This is a genomic window from Bacillus sp. RC252, from assembly GCF_044909215.1.
GTDB lineage: Bacteria > Bacillota > Bacilli > Bacillales > Bacillaceae_G > Bacillus_A > Bacillus_A mycoides.
On sequence record NZ_JBIYDV010000028.1, the window covers coordinates 17,927 to 42,265 of the forward strand.

Genomic DNA, 24,339 nt, shown 5'->3' on the forward strand with positions numbered 1-24,339 from the left:
GGGGAGGATCACAATGTCGATGAAAAAACGTAAATGGCTAAGAATGGTGGCTACTGGTTGTGTGTTAGGTTCGTTATTAATAACGGCAGCTTGTTCAGGAAAGAAAACAAGTACAGAGGATGAAAAGACGATTAAGGTAGGGGTTCTTGCTTCATTAACAGGTCCATTAGAATCATATGGAAAACAAACAGTGAACGGATTTGAATTAGGGTTAGACTATGCAACGGGTGGAACTGGGAAAGTGGAAGGGAAGAAGATTAAGTTTGTTGTAGAAGATACGGAAACAAAAGCTGATGTAGCAGTTAAAAAAGCTACGAAATTATTAGAAGAAGAGAAAGTCGATTTTTTAGTCGGATCGTCTAGTTCAAGTGATACATTAGCGGTTTTACCACTTGCAGAAGAATATGAAAAAATAATGGTTGTAGAACCAGCAGTAGCTGATAGTATTACCGGGAAGAACTGGAATAAATATATTTTTAGAACAGGTAGAAATTCATCTCAAGATGCAGTCGCTGGTGCTGCGGCAATTGCTAAAAAAGATGTAAAAATAGCAACGTTAGCACAAGATAATGCTTACGGCCGTGAGGGAATTGCGGCATTTAAAGCTGGAGCAAAGAAATTAGGTGCGAATATTGTAAACGAGCAATATGCTGATACAAATTCGACTGACTTCACTGCAAATATTCAAAATATCATTAGCTCAAAGCCGGATTATTTATTTATCGTTTGGGCAGGGGCAAATTCACCTTGGAAACAGTTAAAAGATATGAATGTGGAAGCGCAGGGTATTAAAATTTCTACCGGTGCACCAGATATACCGGCATTAAAAACGATGGATGCGTTAGTAGGAATGCAAGGTTTTTCTGTTTATTATCACACACTTCCGAAAAATAAGGTGAATGATTGGTTAGTTGAAGAACATAAAAAACGATTTAATGGTGCGGTGCCAGATTTATTTACAGCAGGAGGAATGTCAGCGGCAATTTCAATTGTAGAAGCTTTAAAGAAAACAAAAGGTGATACAGATGTAGATACATTGATTAAGAAAATGGAAGGAATGGAATTTGATACACCGAAAGGAAAGATGAAGTTTAGAGAAAAAGATCACCAAGCGATGCAGACACTTTATTCTATCACATTGAAAAAGCAAGATGGTGTTGATTATCCGGTGCCAGTATTAGAGCGAGAATTAACGATGAAAGAGACAGAACCCCAAGTTCAAAATAAATAGACTGAATTTTCTGTTGTTTACGTATAAAGAGGGAGTACACCCTCTTTATACGTATTTCTTTCATACTTAAAGCTTTAAAGGGAGGGATTTCGTGACACATTTGCTAGAAACGAAAAATCTTTGCGTATCTTTTGGCGAGCATCATGTTATTAAGGATGTGAATTTAACAGTACAAAAAGGAAAGCTCATTTCAATTATTGGACCAAATGGTGCAGGAAAGACAACGCTATTCAATTTACTAAGTGGACAAATTTCTCCAACAAAGGGTGAAGTATATTTTAAAGGACAAGAGATTACAAATTTATCAATTTCGGATCGTACTCGATTAGGAATTGGTCGTTCTTTTCAACTTACAAATATATTCCCAGAGTTAACGGTACTTGAAAATGTTCGTTTAAGTGTTCAATCATTTGTGCAAGATTACTATAGTTTTTTTCCGAGTTCGGCAAAATTTAAGCAACAAGTTGGAGAGGCGAGACGTTTCTTAAAAACAGTATTACTTCACGAGAAAGAACATGTATTAGCGAAAGATCTAGCGCATGGGGAAAAACGAAAGTTAGAGCTTGCGATGTTATTAGCTTTAAAAACGGATGTGTTACTACTTGATGAGCCGACGGCAGGTATATCAGTTGAGGAGGTACCGGCTATTTTACAAGTGATTGAAAATATTAAGAAACATCCAGAGAGTACAATTGTACTTATTGAACACAAAATGGATATGGTACTAGGTTTGTCAGACCATCTTATCGTTTTATTCCATGGAGAGTTATTGGCTGAAGGTTTGCCCGAAGAAATGATGAAAGATGAGCGTGTACAAAGTGCTTATTTAGGGGGATTATATAGTGGCACTATTACAAGTGAATAATATAGAGACGTATTTAGATCAGTTTCATATTTTACAAGGGGTATCTCTTACTGTTGAGAAAGGAACGATTACTGTACTGTTTGGAAGAAATGGGGCAGGGAAGACTACGACATTACGTTCGGTTATGGGATTTCACCATATCGCACATGGTGAAATTTATTATGATAGTACACAAGTAAATGGATTATCTACACATTTAATTTCAAGGAAAGGAATAGGGTATGTACCAGAAAATCAAGGTATTTTTCACGACCTGACAGTAGAAGAAACATTCGCTCTTGCTAGGGGGAAGGGAGAAGAAGCGGAAGAAAAAATAGACTGGATGCTTGAATTATTTCCAGATTTAAAGCAATTTTGGCATAAAAAAAGCGGACTCTTAAGCGGAGGGCAAAAGCAAATGCTAGCAATTTCAAGAGCATTTATTAATAGTGATGGTTTATTACTTATTGATGAGCCGAGTAAAGGCTTGTCGCCCATTATGATAGAAAAATTAATGATAGCCATTTTGAAGATGAAAGAGAAAACAACAGTTTTACTCGTTGAACAAAACTTTATGATGGCTAGTCAAATTGGTGATTACTTTTATATTATGGATAACGGAAGAATTGTTCATAACGGTTTTATGCATGAATTAAAAGAGGATAAGGAAATGTGTCACAAATATTTAGGAATCTCTTAACATGAATCCGGGGTGAGAAGGATGGATGTGTTAATCAATTTATTTGTAAATGGGATTTCAACAGGGATGCTCATTTTTTTATTAGCGTCAGGTCTTTCACTTATTTTCGGTTTAATGAGCGTTCTAAACTTCGCACATGGTGGGTTATTTGCATGGGGAGCTTTTACAGGTGTATGGATATTTAATACAACTGGAAGCTATTTACTCGCTTTAATTGGAGCAATTTCTATGGGGATGTTTCTTGGATTCATTTTAGAAAGATTCCTTATTAGACCGGTATATGGAAATCATGTTCGCCAGCTTCTTGTGACGCTTGGAGGAATGCTTGTACTTAGTGAATGTATTAAAGTATTTTGGGGGCCAAATCCAATTGGTGCTAAATTACCGTTATGGTTACAAGGTAGTTATACATTTGAAGGCGTTATATTAATTAAATATCGTCTATTCGTTATTTTAGTTGGGATACTAATTTACATCGCTTTACTATTGCTACTGAAAAAAACAAAGATAGGACTTATGATTCGCGCTGGTGTAATGGATAAAGAGATGGTTCAAGCTCTCGGAATTAACGTAAAAGCGATATTCTCGTTTGTTTTTTTATTAGGAGCAGGGATGGCGGCGTTAGGTGGTTTTCTACTAGCACCATATTCAGGAGTTATTTTCGCTGAGATGGGTATGCAGTATGCAATTTTAGCCTTTATAGTAGTTATCATTGGAGGGTTAGGTAGCGTACAAGGTTCAGCGCTCGCTTCTTTAATTGTTGGATTAGCTGGTGCTTTTACAGCATATTTTATACCGGATTTATCACTTGCAATTAATATGTTAATGTTACTATTTTTCTTAATAGTGAAGCCAACGGGCCTTGTTGGTGAAAAGGGGTGAAACGGTGAACAGCACATCAAATCGAATTAAAGTATACTTCGGAGTATTTATGCTCATTTGTTTAAGTGTATTTCCATTCGTAAATGATTCACGGAGCTTGTTAATTTTGTTCACTCAAATCTTCATCTTTGCTATTTTCGCTATGAGTTTTGATGTTCTCCTTGGATATACGGGTATTGTTTCATTCGGTCATTGTATGTTCTTTGGAATAGGGGCGTACGGTGTGGCACTCTTATTTGATCGGCAAGGGGTGTCTATAATGAACTTTTTCATAGGAATAGCAGCCGCAATTATTGTATCAGCCATCGTTAGTTATATAATTGGTATGCTTTCATTACGTTTGAAAAGTCATTTTTATGCAATGTTAACGCTCGCTATTTCCCAGCTGTTTTTTGTACTTGCTGAAAAATGGCGTTCACTGACTCATGGAGGAGATGGATTTACATTTCGTGTACCAGATATATTCCGTGATCGTTTTACATTTTATTATATAACATTTATATGTCTAATCAGTATTTTCATTTTGTTACGTCTTTTCACAAAATCTTCAATTGGGAAAGTGTTAAAGGCGATTTCACAAAATGAACAACGAGTTGAAGCACTTGGCTATAAAGTGCTTCATTATAAAATTATTGCTAGTGTTGTTGCAGGAGTAGTTGCAGCGATTAGCGGTGGTTTATTTGTTATCACTTTACGCTTTGTTAATACAACTGTATTTTCAATTGAAATGACATTAAATGCATTATTGATGACAATGATTGGGGGAGTTGGAACGTTAATCGGAGCTATTGCTGGAGCAGGAATTATTGAATCACTAAAATATTATTTATCAGAACTAGCTACAGAGTATCCGATTTTTGAAAGGTGGACGATTATTCTTGGTTTATTATACATTATCGTGCTTCTAGTTTTTCCGAAAGGGTTAGTTGGAACAGTTAAGAAGTTGAAGAATTTTAAAAGGGATAAGAAGGAGAAGAGCACAGGGGTGGAGCAGAACGTGTAAAATAAGTCTTCAAGATGAAAAGGGATGTCCTAGTAGTTAAACATATTAACTAGGTAACATCCCTTTTTATTTTATTAGGCCGTACGATAGTATATGAAGTTATATTAGCGATTCGAAAAGGGATATCTATTTACCCGTAAAATACGACAAGTGTAGCCTCTTTATTAATTAAATAGTTCACCTGGAATCACTTTATCTAAGTCTCGAGTTGTAAAGAAGTTAATAGGTAGTTTTTCAACCGCGACATTTTCAACTGGAACTAATTTATCATTTCTAATCGGTAAAAAAGCTATCCCATTTCCCTCAACAATAAACTCTTCAATAAGCGAATAAGAATCTAACTGTTGAAGTTGATGCTGAGATAGATTGTTTTCTTTTAGAAATTGTATTGTCATATTTCTAAAAGGGCACTTTTTATCGTTACTAACAAAGAAAAGTTCTTTTGAAAAGTCAATGTTACACTGTTCTTTCGCTTTTAATAAGCCTACAGAAATTGAAGTGGTGAATACTTTTTTAAACGCTGCGTCGGGATAATCCTCATAAGTTATGACCATATCAACTTTTTGTTGCTGTAGTAGTTTTTGTAAATGGCTACTACTTTCTATATATATTTGATAATTCCTGAAATTTTCTTTAATACGCATACTTAAATAATTAGTCAAAATAGATTGTGACGTCGCTATTACATAAGAAGAAGCACTTGTTTTAATTTCATCTTTCGCTTCTTCTAAAAGAGCTAATATTTTATTCGTGTAGTCTAATAAAATGTCACCAGAAGGTAACAGGGAGACACCTTTGTTATCTCTATGTAGTAAAGGTGTTTCTAATTCTTGTTCTAATTTTTTGATTCGCTCAGTTACATTTGGTTGTACATAGCCTAGCTCTTTAGCAGCTTTACTAATAGATCCTTCGTTAGCTACAGTTTTAAATATAATAAGATCATTTATTTCCATTCATTTCAGCCCCTTATACGGTATCATTATAAATGATATCAAACATAATTTATACCTATTTTACGTCAGCCGATCATCGGTTTATCATTATGTATATAAGATCGAAAGTGAGTGATAAACATGATTGGTATGCAATATAAGGTCATTTTACCAAAGGATTATGACATGGAGATTATTAAAAAAAGGGTAAAGGATAATGGGTTTAAAACTGATGGTTTTCAAGAACTAAATTTTAAGGCTTATTTAATTACTGAGACAGGTAAGGATGGGAATTTCTATAACTGTTATGCACCTTTATATATGTGGAATGGTCATGAAGGGATGAACAAATTTATATTCGAAGGGTATTACGATAATATTTTGCAATCGTTTGGGTGGCAACAAATAAATATAGGTGTTCCATTAGTTGTTAATTTAAGTAATGATTTTAGAAAAAGTAGATATGCTGTTGAATATGCAGGGAGTATTTCTCAAAGTAAATCGCTGATTGGGACGCAATTAAATAAAGTAAATGAAAATGTGCAAAACATAGAAAAATGTTTAGGAAATGTAATAGTTTATAATCCGGATAAGTGGCGATATAGTCAATTCAGTTTTTATAAGGAAAAGCCTGAAATAGATGTAATGGACGATGTTACTATTTATGAGATTTTACATATTTCATGAGGATATGTTGTTGAATGCTAAATTAAGAAAAAGGAATGAAAATGTATGCCTTTTGTGAACGTTTATTATCATGAAGATATAGTAAATAAAGAAGAGTTGAAAAAGATAGGTGAATGTATCCATCTTTCATTAATTGAACATTTTAACATCCCTGAAAATGATTATTTTCAAATATTTTTACCTTATCAACGAAATCAATTTTTGTATAATCCATATTATTTGTTGGAAAGAGGAGAAATGAGAACTGAGAATATGATTCATGTTTCTATTACATGTGGACCTGGAAGAACAGTACAACAGAAAAAAGGTTTGTATCAATCTATATCCTTTGAAGTTTCGGAATGTTCCAGCGTAAAAGTTACTGACATTTTTATTACATTACATGAGACAGCTGCTGAAAACTGGTCATTTGGTCAAGGGATGGCACAATTGGTAAAAATGAAGGGAGCAAAATGATGAATGAACCAATTGAATTTTATATTCCAAAGAAAATGAGAGAAATAGCACCTGTATTTTCTCATTATAGTGAAGAGATATTATTTGAGGAAGTGTGGCGGGATGCCGCTTTAACATTAAGAGAAAGAAGCTTATGTACATTGTCGGCGCTAATCAGTCTTGGTAATACAGAACAATTATCATTTCATCTGAAGCTAGCTAAACAAAATGGGATAATGGAGAATGAATTAGTTGCATTAATAACACATATGGCTTTTTACGTTGGTTGGCCAAAAGCTGTGGCAGCTTTAAATATAGCAATGAATGAAATGGAAAGTTAAGAATAATGATTTTGGGAGGTATTTTTAACATATTTCTACTTGCATTACTATCACTTGAGTGGTAAAGTGATAGTAAGATCAACGCTAGGAAGTGATGAAACATGCGTGAAAATACGATAGGATCGTTAATATGGCTACGTTTAATACGATTTACGAACCAAAGTAATCAAATGTCAAATGAGTTTTTAAAACGTTTTGATTTAACAACAGCCCAATTTGATGTGCTTTTGCAAATACGGACTTATCAGCCATTAACACAAATGGAGTTAGCAGAAAAGGTTACCGTTACACAAGGCGGTATTTCTCGAATGTTAACACGTCTTGAAAAAGAAGGATATATTATACGAAAACAAGATTGGAAAACGAAAACAATTAGTCTTACAGGGCAAGGGGAAGCGACTTTAGAAAGAGCATTGCCAGAGCAACTTGCATTTCAATCATCATTTTTTGATGATGTATTAAATGAAGAAGAGCAGAAAATACTATACGAGTTGATGTCAAAAGTTCATAAGCATAGTGAAAAAAAAGAATTACCGAATGAGTAATTTTTTTTACTTAATCAATTGACTAATCAAGTGATAAAGAGGAGGAAGTTTTATGTATACAATTCCAGGACATCACCACATTTCTATGGTGACTAAAAATGCGAAAACGAATAATAATTTTTATCGAGATGTTTTAGGATTACGCCGGGTGAAAAAGACAGTCAATCAAGATAATCCATTTATGTATCATTTGTTTTATGGTGATTTAACAGGGAGTGCCGGAACTGAATTATCATTTTTTGAAATGCCGAATGTAGGTAGAACAATCCGTGGTACAAATGCAATAACACAAATAGGCTTGCTCGTACCTTCAATAGAAAGTCTTACATTTTGGAAGAGACGTTTTGAGTCACTCCAGGTGGCGCATGGGGAAATTACAACTTACGCCGGAAGAGACGCACTGCACTTTGAAGATCCAGATGGTCTACGGTTAGTGCTGTTAAATAATAAAGATGAAGAGGTGCCTGAATATTGGACTGCATGGGATGAATCTTCTGTAGAGCAGAATCATCGTATTTTAGGCATGGGAACAGTTGAAATGACAGTGCGCAGTTTAAATAAATTATCAAAAACATTAACAGGTTTGTTTAGTTATAAAGAAGTATCTCGTTCAGACGATGAGGGGATTTATCAATCTATTGATGGTCAATCTTTTGGAGAAATTTTGGTGAAACAGCAAGATGGAGAGAGTGAAAGACCAGGAAAAGGAAGTATTCATCATTTAGCTATTCGTGTGAAAAATGATGAAGAACTGAGTTATTGGAATGAAGCGGTGAAAGATAAAGGGTTCCAATCAACAGGGATTATCGATCGCTTTTATTTTAAAAGTTTATATTTCCGTGAGTCAAATGGCATTTTATTTGAGATTGCGACGGATGGACCAGGATTTACAGTAGATTCAGCAGTTGAAGAATTAGGAAAAGAGCTGGATTTACCACCATTTTTAGAAGAGAGAAGAAAAGAGATTGAAGAGAAATTAATACCACTTAATTAAAAGGGAGAGAGCAACTATGGAAAAATACCGTATTGATACAAGTAAGGGAATTGAATTTGGATTATATTCAATTGGAGATCATATTTTAAATCCGCATGATGGTTCGAAAATAAGTGCAGAAAAAAGAATTCATGAACTAATTGAAACAGCTAAGTTAGCAGATGAAGCTGGAATTGATGTGTTTGCTGTCGGTGAAAGTCATCAAGCGCATTTTACAACGCAAGCTCATACAGTTATTTTAGGAGCTATTGCACAAGCTACGAAAAACATTAAAATCGCGAGTTCCGCAACAGTATTAAGCACGTCAGATCCGGTTCGTGTATATGAGGATTTTGCCACAATTGATTTAATTTCTAGTGGTCGTGCTGAAATCGTTGCTGGTCGTGGATCTCGTATTGGGGGATATAGTTTACTTGGTTACGATGTAAATTATTATGAAGAACTATTTGAAGAGAAGATGGATCTTTTATTAAAAATAAATAAAGAAGAAAGTGTAACATGGAAAGGGCAGTTTAGAACGCCACTTGAACATGCGGCAATTATACCGAGAGCTAAAAATAACAATATGCCAATTTGGCGTGCTGTTGGAGGGCCACCTGCTAGTGCAATTAAGGCAGGACGCGCAGGTGTACCAATGATGCTTACGACACTTGGTGGCCCAGCTGTTAATTTTAAAGTTTCGGTTGATGCATATCGTGAAGCAGCTGAGCAAAGTGGTTTTGATCCAGCAACATTACCAATTGCGACAACAAGTTTATTTTATACAGCAGAAAATTCACAAGATGCACTTAGTGAATATTATCCTCATATTAATGCTGGTATGCTTGCGCTACGCGGTGGTGGGTATCCAAAACAACAATTTACTAACGCAGTAGATCACCGTGATGCGTTAATGATTGGTAGCCCGCAACAAATTATTGAAAAAATGCTTTATCAATATGAATTATTTGGACAGCAACGTTTTATGGCACAGATTGATTTTGGCGGTGTACCATTTGATAAGATTGAGAAAAACATTGAATTAATTGCTACCGAAATTATGCCGGCTGTTAGAAAATATACAACGAAATAATGATTAAAGTACCGGGAATATAATTTATTCTCGGTACTTTTTTATTTAGTCTGTTTGAAAAATGACAAAAAAACGAATTTTATGTCTAGAGAAAGGGGGGTTTTTTTCTATTTGTGAATAACAATATTGTTGATTTGAATTTTGGAAATACATTTTTCTCTTGACAAAAAACTAGCATATTTCTAGGTTTGATTCGAGGACATTTTTCAAGGGTAAAGTCAAGCGTATGAAGAGAAAAACATAATAACAATTGATATAAGAGTGTGTTGTATGTTTGAAAAGTACGTTTTTAAAATGTGAGAAATCAAATTCAAAAAAATTACAAAAGACATATTTCAGACAAAATCCTGTCAATAATACGTCAAAAATCACCTGAATTTATTATGTAAGTATATTATACAATTCGATTAACGAATAAAACACTACTGAAATAGTGAAAAGGTAAATCGTATGAAGAAAGTTCTTTTGTAATTATCTAAAAAACTGACAATCTATATTTTCAGAAAGTACATAAACGAATTTATCTTTTTGTATTTCCACATGATTGAATTGTTCGTTATGAAGTGAATTCATACAATTCAATCGATATTACGATATAAAAAAATATGAAGGAAGTGACTTTAGCATGGAAACGCTCGAATTGGCACGAATACAATTTGCATCAACAACGATTTTTCATTACTTTTTCGTTCCGCTGTCTATAGGTTTAGCTTTTATCATTGCGTTAATGCAAACGTTGTATGTGGTAAAGGGACAAGAAATTTATAAGAAGATGACAAAGTTTTGGACACAAATATTCCTTGTTAACTTCGCAGTAGGTGTAGTAACAGGTATTTTACAAGAATTTCAGTTTGGTATGAACTGGTCAACGTATTCACGTTTTGTTGGTGATGTTTTCGGACCATCACTTGCAATTGAAGGTTTATTAGCATTTTTCATTGAGTCTACATTCCTAGGTTTATGGGTATTCGGTGAGGATAAACTTCCGAAGCGAGTTCACCTTTTATGTATTTGGCTCCTCTCAATAGGAACAATGTTATCAGCATTTTGGATTTTAACTGCAAGTGCATTTATGCAGTCCCCGGTAGGATATGAAATGGCTGCAGATGGACGTGCGCAGATGAATGATTTCTTGGCGATTATTCAAAATCCACAACTATGGGTGCAATTCCCGCATACAATTACAGCGGCACTTGCAACAGGCGCATTCTTTATTGCTGGTGTTAGTGCATGGAAAATCGCAAAACAACAAGAGACTGAGGTGTTTAAGAAGTCTTTCCGAGTTTCTATCGTTGTTGGAACAATTTCAACAGCATTGGTATTATTTTTCGGTCATGCACAAGCGCAAAATTTAATTAAGACACATCCGATGAAAATGGCAGCAGCTGAAGCATTATGGAATACGAGTGAGGATCCAGCGCCATTTACAGTATTTGCAAAAATTGATACAGAGAAGAAAGAAAATTCGTTTGAAATTCAAATCCCTTATATGCTAAGTCTATTGTCATACGATAAATTTAGCGGTCAAGTAGAAGGAATGAATCAAATTCAAAAACAATATGAAGAAAAATATGGACCTGGAGATTATATTCCGCCAGTACATACTATGTTCTGGAGTTTTAGAGCGATGGTAATGAGTGGAACATTCATGCTTCTTCTAGGAGTGTACGGCTGGTTCTTATCAAGAAAAGATCGTTTAGCTGAAAAAACTTGGTATTTAAAATTAATGGTATATGCAATTGCACTACCGTTTATCGGAAATACAGTAGGTTGGATTATGACTGAAATGGGACGTCAGCCTTGGGTTGTCTTCGGTGTTATGAAAACAGAAGATGCAGTATCTCCAAATGTTTCATTTGGAGAAGTATTATTCTCTCTTGTTTCATTCACATCACTATATTTAATTGTTGGAGGAATTACTGTTTACTTATTCGTTCGTATCATTAAAGGACATGCGAATAAGAAAACGAAAAAGGATTATCAAAGCCATGATCCATTTGATAAGGAGGAAGAGTATGTTATCTCTTAATGAGTTGTGGTTTCTAATTATCTCAACCTTATTCGTTGGCTTCTTTGTACTTGAAGGTTTCGATTTTGGTGTAGGAATCGTTTCAAGGTTTTTAGGGAAAAACGATCTGGAAAAACGTATATATTTAAATACAATTGGGCCGTTTTGGCACGCAAATGAAGTATGGCTTGTTTGTGCTGGTGGCGCTATGTTTGCGGCATTCCCGCACTGGTATGCAACTTTATTTAGTGGGTTTTATATTCCATTTGTGTTTATGCTTCTTGCATTAATTATAAGAGGTGTTTCCTTTAAATTCCGTGCGAAAATAGAAAATCATAAATGGAAGAGTTTCTGGGATTGGGGCATGTTTATTGGAAGTTTGCTACCTCCCATACTTTGGGGAGTTGCAATCGCAAACTTTATGACAGGTGTACCAATTGATGGAAGTAAAAATATGGTAGGCGGATTTATGAAATTACTTCACCCATTTGCGTTACTTGGGGGAGTTATGTTTCTTCTTCTATGTATTGTTCATGCTTTGCAATTCCTTACTATACGTACAACAGGAAAATTACGAGAACGCGCACGTATTGCCGCGACAAAGATTGCACCTTTTGCATTAATAACACTTCTTGTTTTTGCAGCTGTAGGGTTATGGAAAACAGATATTTTCACCGCACATGGTTCAGAGTGGCTAATGGTTCCAATTGGAGCTTTTGTAGCGCTATTTGTTTCTACTTTATTAAATAAAAGAAGAAGAGATGGTTGGGCTTTCTTTATGACGAGTTTAACAATCATTTTGTTAAGTGCAAGTGTGTTCATCGGTATGTTCCCGCGTGTCATGATTAGCTCATTAGGAGCGGTAAATGATTTGACAATTTATAATGCGGCATCAGGACCTTATGCATTAAAACTGATGAGCTATTTTTCTCTTGCTATTTTACCGTTTGTTATCGGTAGTCAAATATGGAGTTTCTATGTATTTAGACAACCTGTTAAGTCAGACAAAGATTTGGAGTACTAATGAAAAGAAAAAGAGGACTTCCGTCGTATCCTGGTAGCCGAGTTTTATATGTAACTTTAAGTCTTATTAGCATTTTAGAGGCGTGTAGTATCATTGCGCAGACAGTGTTTTTAGCACGAGCAATCACATTTTTATTTCATGGAGAAACAGTGCAAGCTGTACTAAATGAAACTGTTTATTTTGGGATCACGTTTGCAGCACGCCAAATGTTAGTGCGAACATCGCAAATATTGGTTGAGCGTTTCGCTGAAAAAACAGGATTTGCATTACGTAAACAGTTAATAGAAGCATATTTTACGTTAGGGCCGAGATTTGTCCAAACGAATGGGACTGGTCATCTGGTTACTTTATCGATAGAAGGTATTGAGAAATTTAAAACATATATTGAATTGACAATTCCTAAAATGATTAGAAGTAGTATCGTTCCAGGGCTAATTGTTCTATATGTTTTTACACTAGACATTGAGTCGGGAATCATATTAGTTGTAACGATTCCAATTGTGATCATGTTTATGATCCTTCTAGGATTAGCAGCGCAGAAAATGGCGGATAGCCAATATGAGACATATCGTGTACTTTCTAATCATTTTGTAGATACGTTAAAAGGATTAGAAACATTAAAGTATTTAGGGAAAAGTAAACAGCACGAAGGAAAGATTGAAAAAGTAAGTAAACGATATAGAAAAGCAACGATGCGTACTTTGCGAGTTGCTTTTCTTTCTTCTTTTGCATTAGATTTCTTTACGAGTTTATCAATTGCATTTGTAGCAGTTGGATTAGGGATACGGTTAATAGATGGGACAATTATACTGTTGCCAGCTCTTACGATTTTAATTTTAGCGCCGGAATATTTTCTGCCGATTAAGCAAGTTGGAGCGAATTATCATGCTACATTAGATGGACAACTGGCAATGGAGCAAATAGAAGAAATTTTACAGAAACAAAAAGAAATAGAAAAGAAAGATTCAAATGTAGATATAGTATGGAATTCTTCTAGTAGTTTGAAATTACAAGATGTAAAAGTAAATAATGATGAATCTGAAAAGGCTATATTAGAGGGAATTGATTTTACTTGGCAAGGTAACGGTGCTATAGGCATTATTGGTGAAAGTGGGGCAGGGAAATCAACGTTAATCGATGTGTTAGCAGGATTTCTAGCTCCTTCGGGTGGGAAGATGTTAGTGAATGGTGTGGAAATTGGTGAATCTAATCGAGAAGATTGGCAAAAAAATATTGCTTATATTCCGCAGCAACCTTATATTTTTCCGCTTTCATTAAAAGATAATATTTGTTTCTATGAAACGAATACAATTGATAAAGAGGTTGAGAGAGTTATTAATGAAGTTGGTCTTCGTTCGCTCGTTGCATCATTACCACATGGGATGTACGAAAGAATTGGAGAAGGTGGACGTATGCTTAGTGGTGGACAAGAACAACGTGTCGCTATGGCACGTGCACTTTTAAGTAAAAAGCCAATCATTTTATTAGATGAACCTACAGCACATCTTGATATTGAAACTGAATTTGAAATAAAGCAATCGATGTTACGTCTGTTTGAAGGTAAGTTAGTATTTCTTGCAACGCATCGTCTACATTGGATGAAGCAAATGGATCATATTCTTATTTTTAATAAAGGGAAAGTTATAGAAAGTGGAACATATGAAGAACTTTTAACGAATGAGACATTACATTTTCATAGCGAAGAGAGGGGAGAGCGATGAGTAACTGGATTAAGCCTTATATACAGCAAAATAAAGGTAGAATGACTTTGACTATTTTCCTTGGGCTTCTTGGAGTTAGTTCGGGTGCGATGTTACTTTTCATTTCAGGTTATTTAATTTCTAAATCTGCTCTCAGACCGGAAAATGTAATGGCTGTATATGTTCCTATTGTCGCAACGCGTGCATTTAGTATAGGACAAGCGGTCTTTCATTATTTAGAGCGTTTAGTTGGGCATGACGTCGTTCTACGAATTTTAGAAAAAATGAGGACAAAACTATATAGAATTGTAGAACCACAGGCGTTATTTTTACGCTCTCGATTTCAAACTGGTGATGTACTAGGTGTATTGTCTGATGATATAGAACATTTACAGAATCTATATTTACGTACAATATTCCCTAGTATATTAGCGTTAGTTGTATATAGCATTTTCGTAATTGTTATCGGTGCATTTGACTTAGTATTTGCACTTATCGCAGCTTGTATGTTAGCTGTTATTGTTTTTCTTCTCCCATTCGTATCACTACTTTTGATGAAACGACATCATGTTACTTTGAAGCGAGGAAGAAATCGTTTGTATCAACAATTGACAGATGCTGTATTTGGGTTATCTGATTGGCAGGCGAGTGGTAGAAAAGATGAATTTATTAATGCGTATGTAGAGCAAAATGTCCAGTTGTTAAAGACAGAAAAGAGAGTGAAACGCTGGTACCATATTCGAGACAGTATCATTCATTTAATAGTCGGCATTGTAGTTATTTCAATGATTATGTGGACTGGAAATCAAGCAGCAAGTGAACAGATTGCACCTACAGTTATTGCAGCGTTCGTATTAATGACATTATCTGTGACAAATGCGCTTATCCCTATATCAGATGCTATCGATCGAATTCCATCTTATGTAGAATCTGCTCATCGGCTTAATGGCGTAGAAAGTGAGAGCGCTTTGGATGAGGGTAAGGAGTTATCTGTAAATAAAGAATACGTTGCATCAAAACATGTAGATATCGAACTGAGTAATGTGTCGTATAATTATCCGGATAGTAATGAGCCTGTATTAAAAGATGTATCATTGCAAATAAAGGCAGGGAAGAAAATTGCTATTTTAGGTAGAAGTGGAACAGGGAAATCTACTTTACTAAAATTGTTAACTGGTGCACTACGTCCGGTGAATGGCCAAGTTATATTGAATGGTGAAGAAGCTCGTACGGATTTTTTGTCAAAATATATTTCTGTATTAAACCAAAAACCACATTTATTCGATACGACAATTGGAAATAATGTGCGGATCGGTAAACCAGAGGCTAATGATGAAGAGATATGGAAAGCTTTAGAGAAAGCACAGCTAGCACCACACATTGCTTCTCTTCCTGATGGATTACAAACAAAAATGCATGAAATGGGAAAGAGGTTTTCTGGCGGAGAAAGGCAAAGGGTAGCATTTGCAAGAACTCTTATGCAAGAAACACCAATCATTGTACTTGATGAACCGACTATCGGTTTAGACCCTAAAACGGAATTAGCCTTAATAGAAACAATGTTTTCTGCAACAGAAGAAAAGACTGTTATTTGGATTACACATCATCTTGTAGGAATTGAACATGTAGATGAAGTTATTTTCCTTGATAGTGGCCAAATCGCTATGCAAGGTAGTCACGAACAGCTACTGAAAGAAAATGAGAAATATCGTAGGTTATATGAGCTTGATAAAGGTATATAGGAATGAAATGCAAAAAAACACAAATTCTTGGTAGTTCAAGGTTCGTGTTTTTTTGTATTTGTGGTGAAATCATATAAGCCGTATAAGCTATTTGATCATGAAATGGTTATATATTGTTAGAAAGGGTGTTTAAAACCTATCCTTTCAAGGCAATACTTGAGCCATAGTGAATGGATTGTTGGAAGGCGTGATTATATGTTTGAAGAGGATGGCATTGTTTTAATTCTGGAGCCTGCTGATGAGCGGAATATGAGGAAATTTATTTTTACAGTACCGAAGTCAGTTTATGAAAAAAAAGAAATTTTATTACATTACGGAACACCTTTAGGCCAAGGATATACGGACATTATAGAAGATGTTATTAGTGTACATATAGACATAGATATTATAACAGTAATAGGACATGTGAGAGGATAAAGAGAAACTTTAATTAGTGAGAGTTATACGTACCTGGAAAACAGACGTACTGAAAAATAAGTATGTCTGTTTTTATATTTAAATGAAGATAGTTTCGAGGTACATGTTGAACAGGATAATAATGATTTTTCTAGAATGTATAAGAGGAAGATTAAAAAAATAAGATATGATGTGATAAAGTGTATAAGAAGAAAATAAAGTGTTTATAAATGAATAAAAGTATGGAAATTATTTAGGAGGTAAAAATGAAGTTTACAAAAACAATGTTACTTTCAATTGTAGTTTCAATTGGTTTGATGGGATGTTCGCTAGTAGAGGAAGGGAAGAACTCCATAGATTACGCTCAAAAAGCGACAGACTATGTAAATGAAATAAGTGCATTTGCAAATGAAGCGCCAGCATTAGCTGAAAAGGCTGTTAAGGATGGGGAAGCCCGGAAAGAACTAGAAACGAAACTTACTGAAATTAAACAAGATATACCAGCTTTTAATGAATTAACACCACCAGATGTAGCGAAGGATCTTCACCAGCAAATCGTCGGTTATAATGAAAAGTTAAATACATTAATTGATACATCTATGACAAAGATAGAGGAAGGAAAAATGAATGTAGAGCAGTTTAAAGACTCTGAGCTTATGCAGACGATAGAACAAGTTCGTGATTTGAAAGATAAGGTTCAAAATTTAGGGCAATAACAAAAAGATCCGTTTATCATAAACGGATCTTTTTGTTATTGAATACAATAGATGATTACACCAATGACAATAATAATGTTGCCAATGATTTTTCGTTTCGTGATTTTCTCCCCTAGGAAGTACCAACTGAAAATTAAAATGATGATATAACTTAATGATTCTAATGCAGATGCTTGCTTTAATGCCATGCCCTTTAAGGCGATCACATTTAATCCGGCATTAATTACAAATAAAAAGTAGCCGATGATAACATAAGGATTCACATATTCTTTTATTCTAGAATCGTATTGTTGTAAAGTAGCCTTTTTTAATAATATTTGTGAGTAATTGGCTAAAATTATCCCAAATATCAATAATAACATATAACTATTCACCTTTTGTCACCACCACAATTCCGACGATAATAATAGCTGCGCCAAGTATGTGATTCCACTGTATCGTATCTCCAAACAGGAATACTGACCAAAGCATTGACCATAGTATGATAATCCCACGGTGTGAATATGCTCTAGAAATTTCAAAGTTCTTAATGACTTGTTGCCATAGAATTGCATATCCGAATAAAAGTACAACAAGTCCGAAGTAAGCAATAAAAAATGAAATTGATGCAATAGGGAATTGAGATGCCCATTTCATGTAAACCATAATGATAGAATATATCAAGAAGGCCACATGTAAAAATACATAGTTTTTAATAGTTGGTTTCATATATTCACTCTCTTTTACTTTATATACACGTATGTAAACTCGATGTATATAATCAATAGCTTCTTATTATATATAAAAGGCATATTGAAATGATTTTTGTTTATTTCTTCACATTCCAAAATATATAGTATCATGTCTTCTAATGTAAAACAATAGAAGGCAATGCGTAGCTTTAGAGCTGAAAATAATAGAGCTAGTAGAGTTAGATTTTCCACTGTTCTATAATTTGTATCGTTTTATTTGTTGCATCCATCTCTACTTGAATACCTATTGGCAAAGTAATCATTGGATGAGTATGACAACAGTCAAAATCGGCTAGAAAAGGAAGTTTTTGATTTTGTAATACTTCTAATAATATTTCGTAAGGTTTTCTATTTGTACCACAATCATCAAATTGCTCATGTTTTCCAAGGATGATACCTGAAACTTTATCAAAAACGCCGTTAATTTTAAGTAATGAAAAACTTCTTTCGATAGTAGCTGCATCTTTTGAGCTATCTTCAATAAAGAGAATGTCACCATCTTGAATAAGTGGCATATAGGGGCTACCCCAAATACCTTGTATAGTATTTAAATTCCCACCAATAATACGTCCAGTAGCTTTCCCACCAATTACTGAAATCCAATTGTTCGGTCGAAGATCTTTTTCTTTCGTTTTTTCTTCCCAATTAATAAATTCATCTGACCAAAATAACGGCTGGTTTATGTTGTAAGGAAGGTGTTGATCAGTTAATAAAGTATCCGCAAAATATTTGTATGTGCAATCTACGAAAGGCTCAAATTCACCAAAAGAAGGAACAAGTGCTGGACCATAAAATGTAGGAATTCCTGTTTTTGCATAAATTCCTAGTAATAATGCTGTTGTGTCTGAATAGCCAATCATTATTTTAGGATTCTTTTGAAAAGTCTCATAATCAATGTAAGGTAGTAATGAATTTGAATTCAGTCCCCCAATTGTCGACATGATACAAGAGACGTTAGGGTTTCTAATCAAGTCATTTAATTCCTCAGCACGCTCTTTAATGCTCCCGGAACGATAATAATCATATTGACCTGTTAGTGAACCTTCTAATATATGAAATCCTTTCTGTTCTAAGTATAATTTTGCGCGCTCAAATCTCTTTGAAGAAGTATAGGTTACTGGTGAAGAGGGAGAGTAGATGCCAATGGTATCGCCATATTTTAATGCTTTTGGAAGTATCATTTGTATAAATCCTTTCTATTATATAGTGTTTTTGTGTTTAAATGTAATTGAATATTCTTATATTTCGTTGTTTTTAGTGTAACACATATGAAAAAGAGAACGAGGTTGAAATTATAATTGTTATAGATGAATAAATATGCTTTTTACCTTGACGATATAAAGTAATTGTTGTTATGGTTAAACATGAGTGTATAAAAGGTTTGTTAAAGGAGTTTTAGAATGAAGCGGTTAAAATGGGGAAGATTAACAATCCTATTAGTAGTAATTCTGGGTATATGTTGGTTCTTTTTCCAAGGAGTTCAAAAGAGTGAAACAAATGTAGATACTCAGCCTTTACAAGTGGCAGAGCTACCTAAAACAGGGCTATCTGAAAAAGTAGTTCCACCAAAATATATACCACCAGAAATTGATGCAAAAGCAGCTATTATTATCGATGCGAGTAATGGAGAAGTTATTTATCAAAATAATGAAAATGAAGCTGTTGCCCCTGCTAGTATGTCAAAAATGATGACAGCATATCTCGTTTTAGAGAGTATACATAATGGGAAAGTCCACTGGGAAGATCCAGTGAAAATAAGTGCAAAGTCGGCACAAACAGAGGGTGCAAAAATCCCGATGCAAGCAAATGATACATTAACTGTTAAGGACTTATATCATGCGTTAATGATTGAATCGGCTAATAATTCGGCTGTCGCTTTAGCGGAACATGTAGCTAAGACAGAAAAAAACTTTGTTCAACTTATGAATGAAAAAGCAAAGCAGTTAGAAATGTCAGATAAAGCTAAATTCGCGAATGCTTCCGGATTACAGGAGCCCGACGGAAGTGAAACGAAAATGACAGCAGCTGACGTAGCAAAATTAGCGTATCATCTTATAAAAGACTATCCAGAGATATTAGAAGTGACTCACTTACGTCAAAGTCAGTTAGCATTTAATAATGTTAATGTTACAAGCACAAATGAGATGTTAAACAAAAATAATAAAGCTTTATATATAGAAGGAATAGACGGATTAAAAACAGGATTTACAGATAGCGCAGGGTATTGTTTTACAGGTACTGCAAAACAAGGTGATAATCGTGTTATTACAGTTGTTATGGGGACAAAAAGTAAAACAAAACGTTTTACAGAAACAAATAAATTAATGTCCTATGCATTTCAATTGCTTAATTAGGTGAAGAAAGAAATGATTTAGATTGTTATAAAAATAAGACAGACAGTTTATTGAACCTTGATTTTGGTGACAATAAACTGTTTTTTTATTTTTTGACGTATAGGAAGTGAAAACTTAAGTGATATCATTTGAGTTTGTTTTTGTTTGTTGATATTATTAAGTTAAGAACTTATTAATAATAAGTTCAAGAGGCATTATATGCTTCGTACATATGATACTGCCTCAAATGAAAATTGGAGGGAATTGTAATGGCAAAAGATTTTTACTCAGCAATTGAAGACAGAAGATCTATTTACGCGATTAGTAAAGAGCAAGTAGTTTCTGATGAAAGAATTCAAGAAGTGATTTATCATGCTGTGAAACATACACCTTCGGCTTTTAATTCTCAAAGTGCAAGAGTTGTTGTATTACTAGGTGAACAACACGACAAATTATGGAATGTTACGAAAGAAACGTTACGAAAAATTGTGCCAGAAAATAATTTTGCACCTACTGAAGAGAAAATGAATGCATTTAAAAGTGGCTATGGGACAGTTTTGTATTTTGAAGATAGTAAAGTAGTAGAAAGTTTGCAAGAGAACTTTGCACTATATAATGATAATTTTCCTACATGGTCTCAGCAATCTTCTGGAATGTTGCAATTTGCGATTTGGACAGCATTAGAGATTGAAGGTTTTGGTGCTACATTGCAGCATTATAATCCGTTGATTGATGAAGAAGTAAGGAAAGAATGGGATGTACCTGGAAACTGGAAGTTAACTGCGCAAATGCCATTTGGTAAACCGGTAGTTTCTGCAGGAGATAAAGAATATCAGCCATTAGAAAATCGTGTGAAAATTTTCAAATAAAATAAACAATAGAAGGTGAACAGAGATATAATCTGTTCACCTTTTTATACATGGTATGAGTTTTTATGCTGAATTGTTTTCATTTGCTCTTTTAGTTCGTTTTTCTTTGTTTCAATGATTGTTACCTGTTTAAATGTTGTAAACGATAATAAGTGAGTAAGAGCAGAGTAAAGTTCGATATTATTATTTATGTGATCGTCTATTATTTTTTCCACAAATGCAACTCCTCTTTTTATGTGATTATACATATTCTATCAATAAAACCCTAATAATTCCATATTTAGTAGGGGAACAAAATAGTCAATGGTGTTTTTGGGATGGGAGTGTTCTCGAGGGGGCGTGAAATCTTACAAATCATCACGTTGTTTAAAATCATGCATAGTATAGAGAATTCATTTTCTTAAAATATTATACTATTGATTAATAAAGTGTTTTTTGTCATGATAAGAGTGTGCCTCATGAAAAAGAACTTTCTAGAAAAATATATTGTGTTTATGTATTAGATTAATGGAATTTTCATATTAGATAGAAAGTGTAAAATCTATATTGAAATAACATATGGAATTTTAAGTTTTGATGTAATACATAAGGAATTTGAAAAAAACGTTGCAAAAACACACTGTTTAATGATAAAGTTCACATGAAGTTCACACTAAATTCACTTCAATCGTTTAAAATAAATGATGTGTGAAAAATAAAACTCTTGCTAAAAAATGGAACTGGATGAATATTTTACTTTGATAATATTGTAAAGTACTAAGTTTATAGTTTTCTCAAGAGGATAGTAGGGAAAGGAAGTAAAGACAACTTATGAAAAAAGTAATCGCAGGTTTAGCAGCAGCATCTGTAGTAGGTGTAGCAGTTCCAGGAATGGATTCTGCTCATGCACAAGTTTCAAATGATGCGCTAAAAGAAATTAATGGACAAACTCAAAATCAAACGACTGTAACTGAAACAAAAAAGGTAGAAACAACTTCTGAATTAAAATACACAGTAACAGCTGATGTATTAAATGTACGTTCAGGTGCTGGTACAGGACATAACGTTATTTCTAAAGTAAAAGCAGGTCAAGTACTTCAAGTAATTGGACAAGAAAACGGTTGGTTCAAAGTTAGTGTAAATGGTCAAACAGGTTATGTAAGTGGGGACTTCGTAACAACTGGTGGCAATAAAGGAACTACTGTTCAACAAGGAACAGGTACTTACACAGTAAACGTTTCTTCACTTAATGTACGTACAGGCCCAAGCGCGTCTCATACTGTTTTAGGTTCTGTAAATAAAGGTAAAACAGTTCAAGTTGTAGGTGAAGTTCAAGATTGGTTTAAAATTAACTTCAATGGTGGAACTGGATACGTAAGCAAAGACTTCGTAACAAAAGGTGGTTCAGCTGTATCTAACGAAACACAGCAACCAACTACAAACAACAACAACAACAATACTACTACAGTTCAAACTGGTGGTTCATATGTTGTTAATACAGGAGCTTTAAAAGTACGTACAGGTCCAGCTACATATAACCCTGTAATTGGTGGGGTAACAAATGGTACAGTATTAAACGTTACTGGCGCTGAAAATGGTTGGTATAAAATTAACCATAATGGCCGCACTGGTTACGTAAGTGCAGACTTTGTTAAGTTTGTAAAAGGCGGAGTGAACAATGTAGTTACTGGTGGTAACCAAGGTACGAACCAAGTACAAAAACCAACAGCACCAACAGGTGGAGACACATCTTCAATCGCTGGATTCGCTAGATCTTTAAATGGTTCACCATACAGAACTGCTGGTACAACACCTGCTGGTTTTGACTGCAGTGGATTCATTCACTACGTATTAAATCAAACTGGTCATAACGGCGCTCGTCAAACAGTTGCTGGATACTGGAGCTCTAAAACAAAAACTAGCAATCCACAACCAGGTGATTTAGTATACTTCCAAAATACTTATAAATCAGGTCCTTCTCACATGGGCGTTTACTTAGGTAATGGACAGTTCATCAGTGCAGAAACTGACGCAACTGGTGTACGCATTAGCTCTGTAAGCAACTCTTACTGGAGTAAGCACCTATTAGGTTACACAAAAGCATACTAAGAAAAAGTATTTTATATACTTTTCGTATAGAGAAAAGGCTTTCCAGGGAAACTTGGGAAGCCTTTTTATAGTTAAATAAGTTGTAAGTGTAGTAGTTATTATTTCAACTTACCATTTAAAAATCGATCGTATAGGTCATGGAAATAGTTAGGACGAAATAAGTTTGCAGCATGACCTGCTAATGGAATTTCTTTATATAAAACGTTTGGAAGAATGGACTTCAAATCAAAGAGACACGACTTATAGAGATGATCATGTTCACCCATTACCCATAGTATAGGGTGGGGAAGTGCTTTTAATTTAGATTTTAAGTCGAATTCTAAGCGGTGTCGTAATGACTCAGCAATAATGGACGAGTGTAATTGTAATCCGAAACGGTAATAAATATTTCGTGAAATAACAGCGAACGGATTTGCCCTTAGTATTCCACTTGGAAAAATAGTACTAGCATACTGAGAAAGCCAAGATGAATATTCATCACCACGTTTTTCCCAAAATTTCTGAAAAACATTATATAAACGGGAAGGGTTATTATAATGTCCACCAATATGACAAATACTCAATACTTTTTCTGGATGCATTTGTGCAAATGTCGTAGAGATATAACAGCCATAGCTTAGAGCACAAATATGAGCCTTTTTAATTCCCTCTTTTTCATACAAGTTCAATAATTGATCTACGAGGCGCTGTATTGAAAAGTCGATAGCTTTTCCTTTATCGTCGCCGTGACCTAATAAATCATAAGTTATAATGTTGTAGGAGGCAGAAAATCGTTTATGCTCTTTTTTGAAGGCGCGGCGATTTCCAACTAATCCATGAATAAAAATGATTGTTTCCTTTTCGGAATGTTTATTTGTTTGCAAAAAGGATACTCCTTTCAATGCTGGAGATTTATATAGTGTTTTAAATTAGCTAATTGATAAAATTAGTTATATATTTTCTATGCGTAGTTTATAATTTACATAGAATAATAATAAGTACCAGGTAATAATATCAGATATTTATACTTGTTGTAAAGATGAGTTTATATGTATATTTTGTAAAAATAGAAAAAAGTGTGTTTACA

26 protein-coding genes are annotated in these 24,339 nt (G+C 34.3%); 20 read left to right on the forward strand and 6 right to left on the reverse strand.

Features of this window, described 5'->3' with window-relative positions; genetic code table 11:
- Window positions 1–13 precede the first annotated feature (13 nt).
- The 5 genes from ABH960_RS27020 to ABH960_RS27040 all read left to right on the forward strand — a co-directional run bounded on the left by ABH960_RS27020 (window position 14) and on the right by ABH960_RS27040 (window position 4,660).
- A complete protein-coding gene (locus ABH960_RS27020; protein WP_078178798.1) occupies window positions 14–1,231 on the forward strand; it encodes a substrate-binding domain-containing protein in 1,218 nt (405 codons plus the stop codon).
- A 91-nt stretch (window positions 1,232–1,322) separates the two neighbouring features.
- Window positions 1,323–2,096 carry an ABC transporter ATP-binding protein gene (locus ABH960_RS27025; protein WP_000149306.1) on the forward strand — a complete coding sequence of 258 codons (774 nt, stop codon included), beginning with the start codon at window positions 1,323–1,325 and terminating at the stop codon, window positions 2,094–2,096.
- Window positions 2,074–2,775 (forward strand): branched-chain amino acid ABC transporter ATP-binding protein, encoded by a 702-nt coding sequence (locus ABH960_RS27030; protein WP_001196706.1) that lies wholly within the window; start codon window positions 2,074–2,076, stop codon window positions 2,773–2,775. The genes ABH960_RS27025 and ABH960_RS27030 overlap by 23 nt, the downstream gene beginning before the upstream one ends.
- A gap of 21 nt (window positions 2,776–2,796) precedes the next feature.
- Window positions 2,797–3,657, forward strand: coding sequence for a branched-chain amino acid ABC transporter permease (locus tag ABH960_RS27035; protein ID WP_219302024.1), 861 nt, complete (start codon window positions 2,797–2,799; stop codon window positions 3,655–3,657).
- Window positions 3,658–3,706: 49 nt separating this feature from the next.
- Window positions 3,707–4,660: a branched-chain amino acid ABC transporter permease gene (locus ABH960_RS27040; RefSeq protein WP_088005311.1), complete on the forward strand. Its 954-nt coding sequence runs from the start codon at window positions 3,707–3,709 to the stop codon at window positions 4,658–4,660.
- Between the two features lie 164 nt (window positions 4,661–4,824).
- On the opposite strand, the gene ABH960_RS27045 is transcribed toward ABH960_RS27040, so the two are convergent.
- Window positions 4,825–5,613 (reverse strand): LysR family transcriptional regulator, encoded by a 789-nt coding sequence (locus ABH960_RS27045; protein ID WP_002031321.1) that lies wholly within the window; start codon window positions 5,611–5,613, stop codon window positions 4,825–4,827.
- 120 nt (window positions 5,614–5,733) lie between these two features.
- On the opposite strand from ABH960_RS27045, the gene ABH960_RS27050 reads away from it, so the two are divergent.
- From ABH960_RS27050 to ABH960_RS27105, 12 genes are all read left to right on the forward strand, one after another.
- Window positions 5,734–6,279, forward strand: coding sequence for a DUF4865 family protein (locus ABH960_RS27050; RefSeq protein ID WP_144512435.1), 546 nt, complete (start codon window positions 5,734–5,736; stop codon window positions 6,277–6,279).
- A 45-nt stretch (window positions 6,280–6,324) separates the two neighbouring features.
- A complete protein-coding gene (locus ABH960_RS27055; RefSeq protein ID WP_404449499.1) occupies window positions 6,325–6,735 on the forward strand; it encodes a tautomerase family protein in 411 nt (136 codons plus the stop codon).
- The gene (locus ABH960_RS27060; protein ID WP_235661805.1) at window positions 6,732–7,055 is read left to right on the forward strand and encodes a carboxymuconolactone decarboxylase family protein; all 324 of its coding nucleotides are present in this window, start codon (window positions 6,732–6,734) and stop codon (window positions 7,053–7,055) included. Before ABH960_RS27055 ends, ABH960_RS27060 begins: the two co-directional genes overlap by 4 nt.
- Before the next feature lie 101 nt (window positions 7,056–7,156).
- A complete protein-coding gene (locus ABH960_RS27065; RefSeq protein WP_404449501.1) occupies window positions 7,157–7,600 on the forward strand; it encodes a MarR family winged helix-turn-helix transcriptional regulator in 444 nt (147 codons plus the stop codon).
- A gap of 52 nt (window positions 7,601–7,652) precedes the next feature.
- Window positions 7,653–8,594 carry a ring-cleaving dioxygenase gene (locus ABH960_RS27070; RefSeq protein ID WP_144512431.1) on the forward strand — a complete coding sequence of 314 codons (942 nt, stop codon included), beginning with the start codon at window positions 7,653–7,655 and terminating at the stop codon, window positions 8,592–8,594.
- Between the two features lie 16 nt (window positions 8,595–8,610).
- Window positions 8,611–9,666 carry an LLM class flavin-dependent oxidoreductase gene (locus ABH960_RS27075; RefSeq protein ID WP_098635389.1) on the forward strand — a complete coding sequence of 352 codons (1,056 nt, stop codon included), beginning with the start codon at window positions 8,611–8,613 and terminating at the stop codon, window positions 9,664–9,666.
- Between the two features lie 625 nt (window positions 9,667–10,291).
- Window positions 10,292–11,695, forward strand: coding sequence for a cytochrome ubiquinol oxidase subunit I (gene cydA, locus ABH960_RS27080; RefSeq protein WP_144512427.1), 1,404 nt, complete (start codon window positions 10,292–10,294; stop codon window positions 11,693–11,695).
- Complete coding sequence (gene cydB, locus ABH960_RS27085) at window positions 11,682–12,698, forward strand: cytochrome d ubiquinol oxidase subunit II (RefSeq protein WP_404449504.1); 1,017 nt, start codon at window positions 11,682–11,684, stop codon at window positions 12,696–12,698. Before cydA ends, cydB begins: the two co-directional genes overlap by 14 nt.
- Complete coding sequence (gene cydD / locus ABH960_RS27090) at window positions 12,698–14,419, forward strand: thiol reductant ABC exporter subunit CydD (RefSeq protein WP_144512423.1); 1,722 nt, start codon at window positions 12,698–12,700, stop codon at window positions 14,417–14,419. Before cydB ends, cydD begins: the two co-directional genes overlap by 1 nt.
- The gene (cydC, locus tag ABH960_RS27095; RefSeq protein ID WP_404449506.1) at window positions 14,416–16,140 is read left to right on the forward strand and encodes a thiol reductant ABC exporter subunit CydC; all 1,725 of its coding nucleotides are present in this window, start codon (window positions 14,416–14,418) and stop codon (window positions 16,138–16,140) included. The genes cydD and cydC overlap by 4 nt, the downstream gene beginning before the upstream one ends.
- A 195-nt stretch (window positions 16,141–16,335) precedes the next feature.
- A complete protein-coding gene (locus tag ABH960_RS27100) occupies window positions 16,336–16,557 on the forward strand; it encodes a hypothetical protein (RefSeq protein WP_098635386.1) in 222 nt (73 codons plus the stop codon).
- A gap of 245 nt (window positions 16,558–16,802) precedes the next feature.
- On the forward strand, window positions 16,803–17,252 hold the full coding sequence (locus ABH960_RS27105) for a DUF6376 family protein (RefSeq protein WP_404449508.1): 450 nt from the start codon (window positions 16,803–16,805) through the stop codon (window positions 17,250–17,252).
- 35 nt (window positions 17,253–17,287) lie between these two features.
- Here ABH960_RS27105 and ABH960_RS27110 read toward each other — a convergent pair whose 3' ends face one another.
- The 3 genes from ABH960_RS27110 to ABH960_RS27120 all read right to left on the reverse strand — a co-directional run bounded on the left by ABH960_RS27110 (window position 17,288) and on the right by ABH960_RS27120 (window position 19,164).
- Complete coding sequence (locus ABH960_RS27110; protein WP_002135751.1) at window positions 17,288–17,626, reverse strand: EamA family transporter; 339 nt, start codon at window positions 17,624–17,626, stop codon at window positions 17,288–17,290.
- Entirely contained in the window at window positions 17,619–17,960 is a 342-nt protein-coding gene (locus ABH960_RS27115) for an EamA family transporter (RefSeq protein ID WP_404449510.1), read from the reverse strand. The genes ABH960_RS27110 and ABH960_RS27115 overlap by 8 nt, the downstream gene beginning before the upstream one ends.
- A 202-nt stretch (window positions 17,961–18,162) precedes the next feature.
- Window positions 18,163–19,164, reverse strand: a complete 1,002-nt coding sequence (locus ABH960_RS27120) for a S66 family peptidase (protein WP_078206892.1) — start codon at window positions 19,162–19,164, stop codon at window positions 18,163–18,165.
- A gap of 219 nt (window positions 19,165–19,383) precedes the next feature.
- Between ABH960_RS27120 and ABH960_RS27125 the strand changes: the two genes are divergently transcribed.
- Window positions 19,384–20,337, forward strand: a complete 954-nt coding sequence (locus tag ABH960_RS27125; RefSeq protein WP_354656799.1) for a D-alanyl-D-alanine carboxypeptidase family protein — start codon at window positions 19,384–19,386, stop codon at window positions 20,335–20,337.
- A 248-nt stretch (window positions 20,338–20,585) separates the two neighbouring features.
- Complete coding sequence (locus ABH960_RS27130) at window positions 20,586–21,185, forward strand: nitroreductase family protein (RefSeq protein ID WP_404449513.1); 600 nt, start codon at window positions 20,586–20,588, stop codon at window positions 21,183–21,185.
- 44 nt (window positions 21,186–21,229) lie between these two features.
- On the opposite strand, the gene ABH960_RS27135 is transcribed toward ABH960_RS27130, so the two are convergent.
- Window positions 21,230–21,400 (reverse strand): hypothetical protein, encoded by a 171-nt coding sequence (locus ABH960_RS27135; protein WP_002158267.1) that lies wholly within the window; start codon window positions 21,398–21,400, stop codon window positions 21,230–21,232.
- A gap of 595 nt (window positions 21,401–21,995) precedes the next feature.
- Between ABH960_RS27135 and entFM the strand changes: the two genes are divergently transcribed.
- Entirely contained in the window at window positions 21,996–23,273 is a 1,278-nt protein-coding gene (gene entFM, locus ABH960_RS27140; RefSeq protein ID WP_404449516.1) for an enterotoxin EntFM, read from the forward strand.
- Window positions 23,274–23,371: 98 nt separating this feature from the next.
- Here entFM and ABH960_RS27145 read toward each other — a convergent pair whose 3' ends face one another.
- Window positions 23,372–24,136, reverse strand: coding sequence for an alpha/beta fold hydrolase (locus tag ABH960_RS27145; RefSeq protein ID WP_404449518.1), 765 nt, complete (start codon window positions 24,134–24,136; stop codon window positions 23,372–23,374).
- Between the last annotated feature and the right edge of the window lie 203 nt (window positions 24,137–24,339).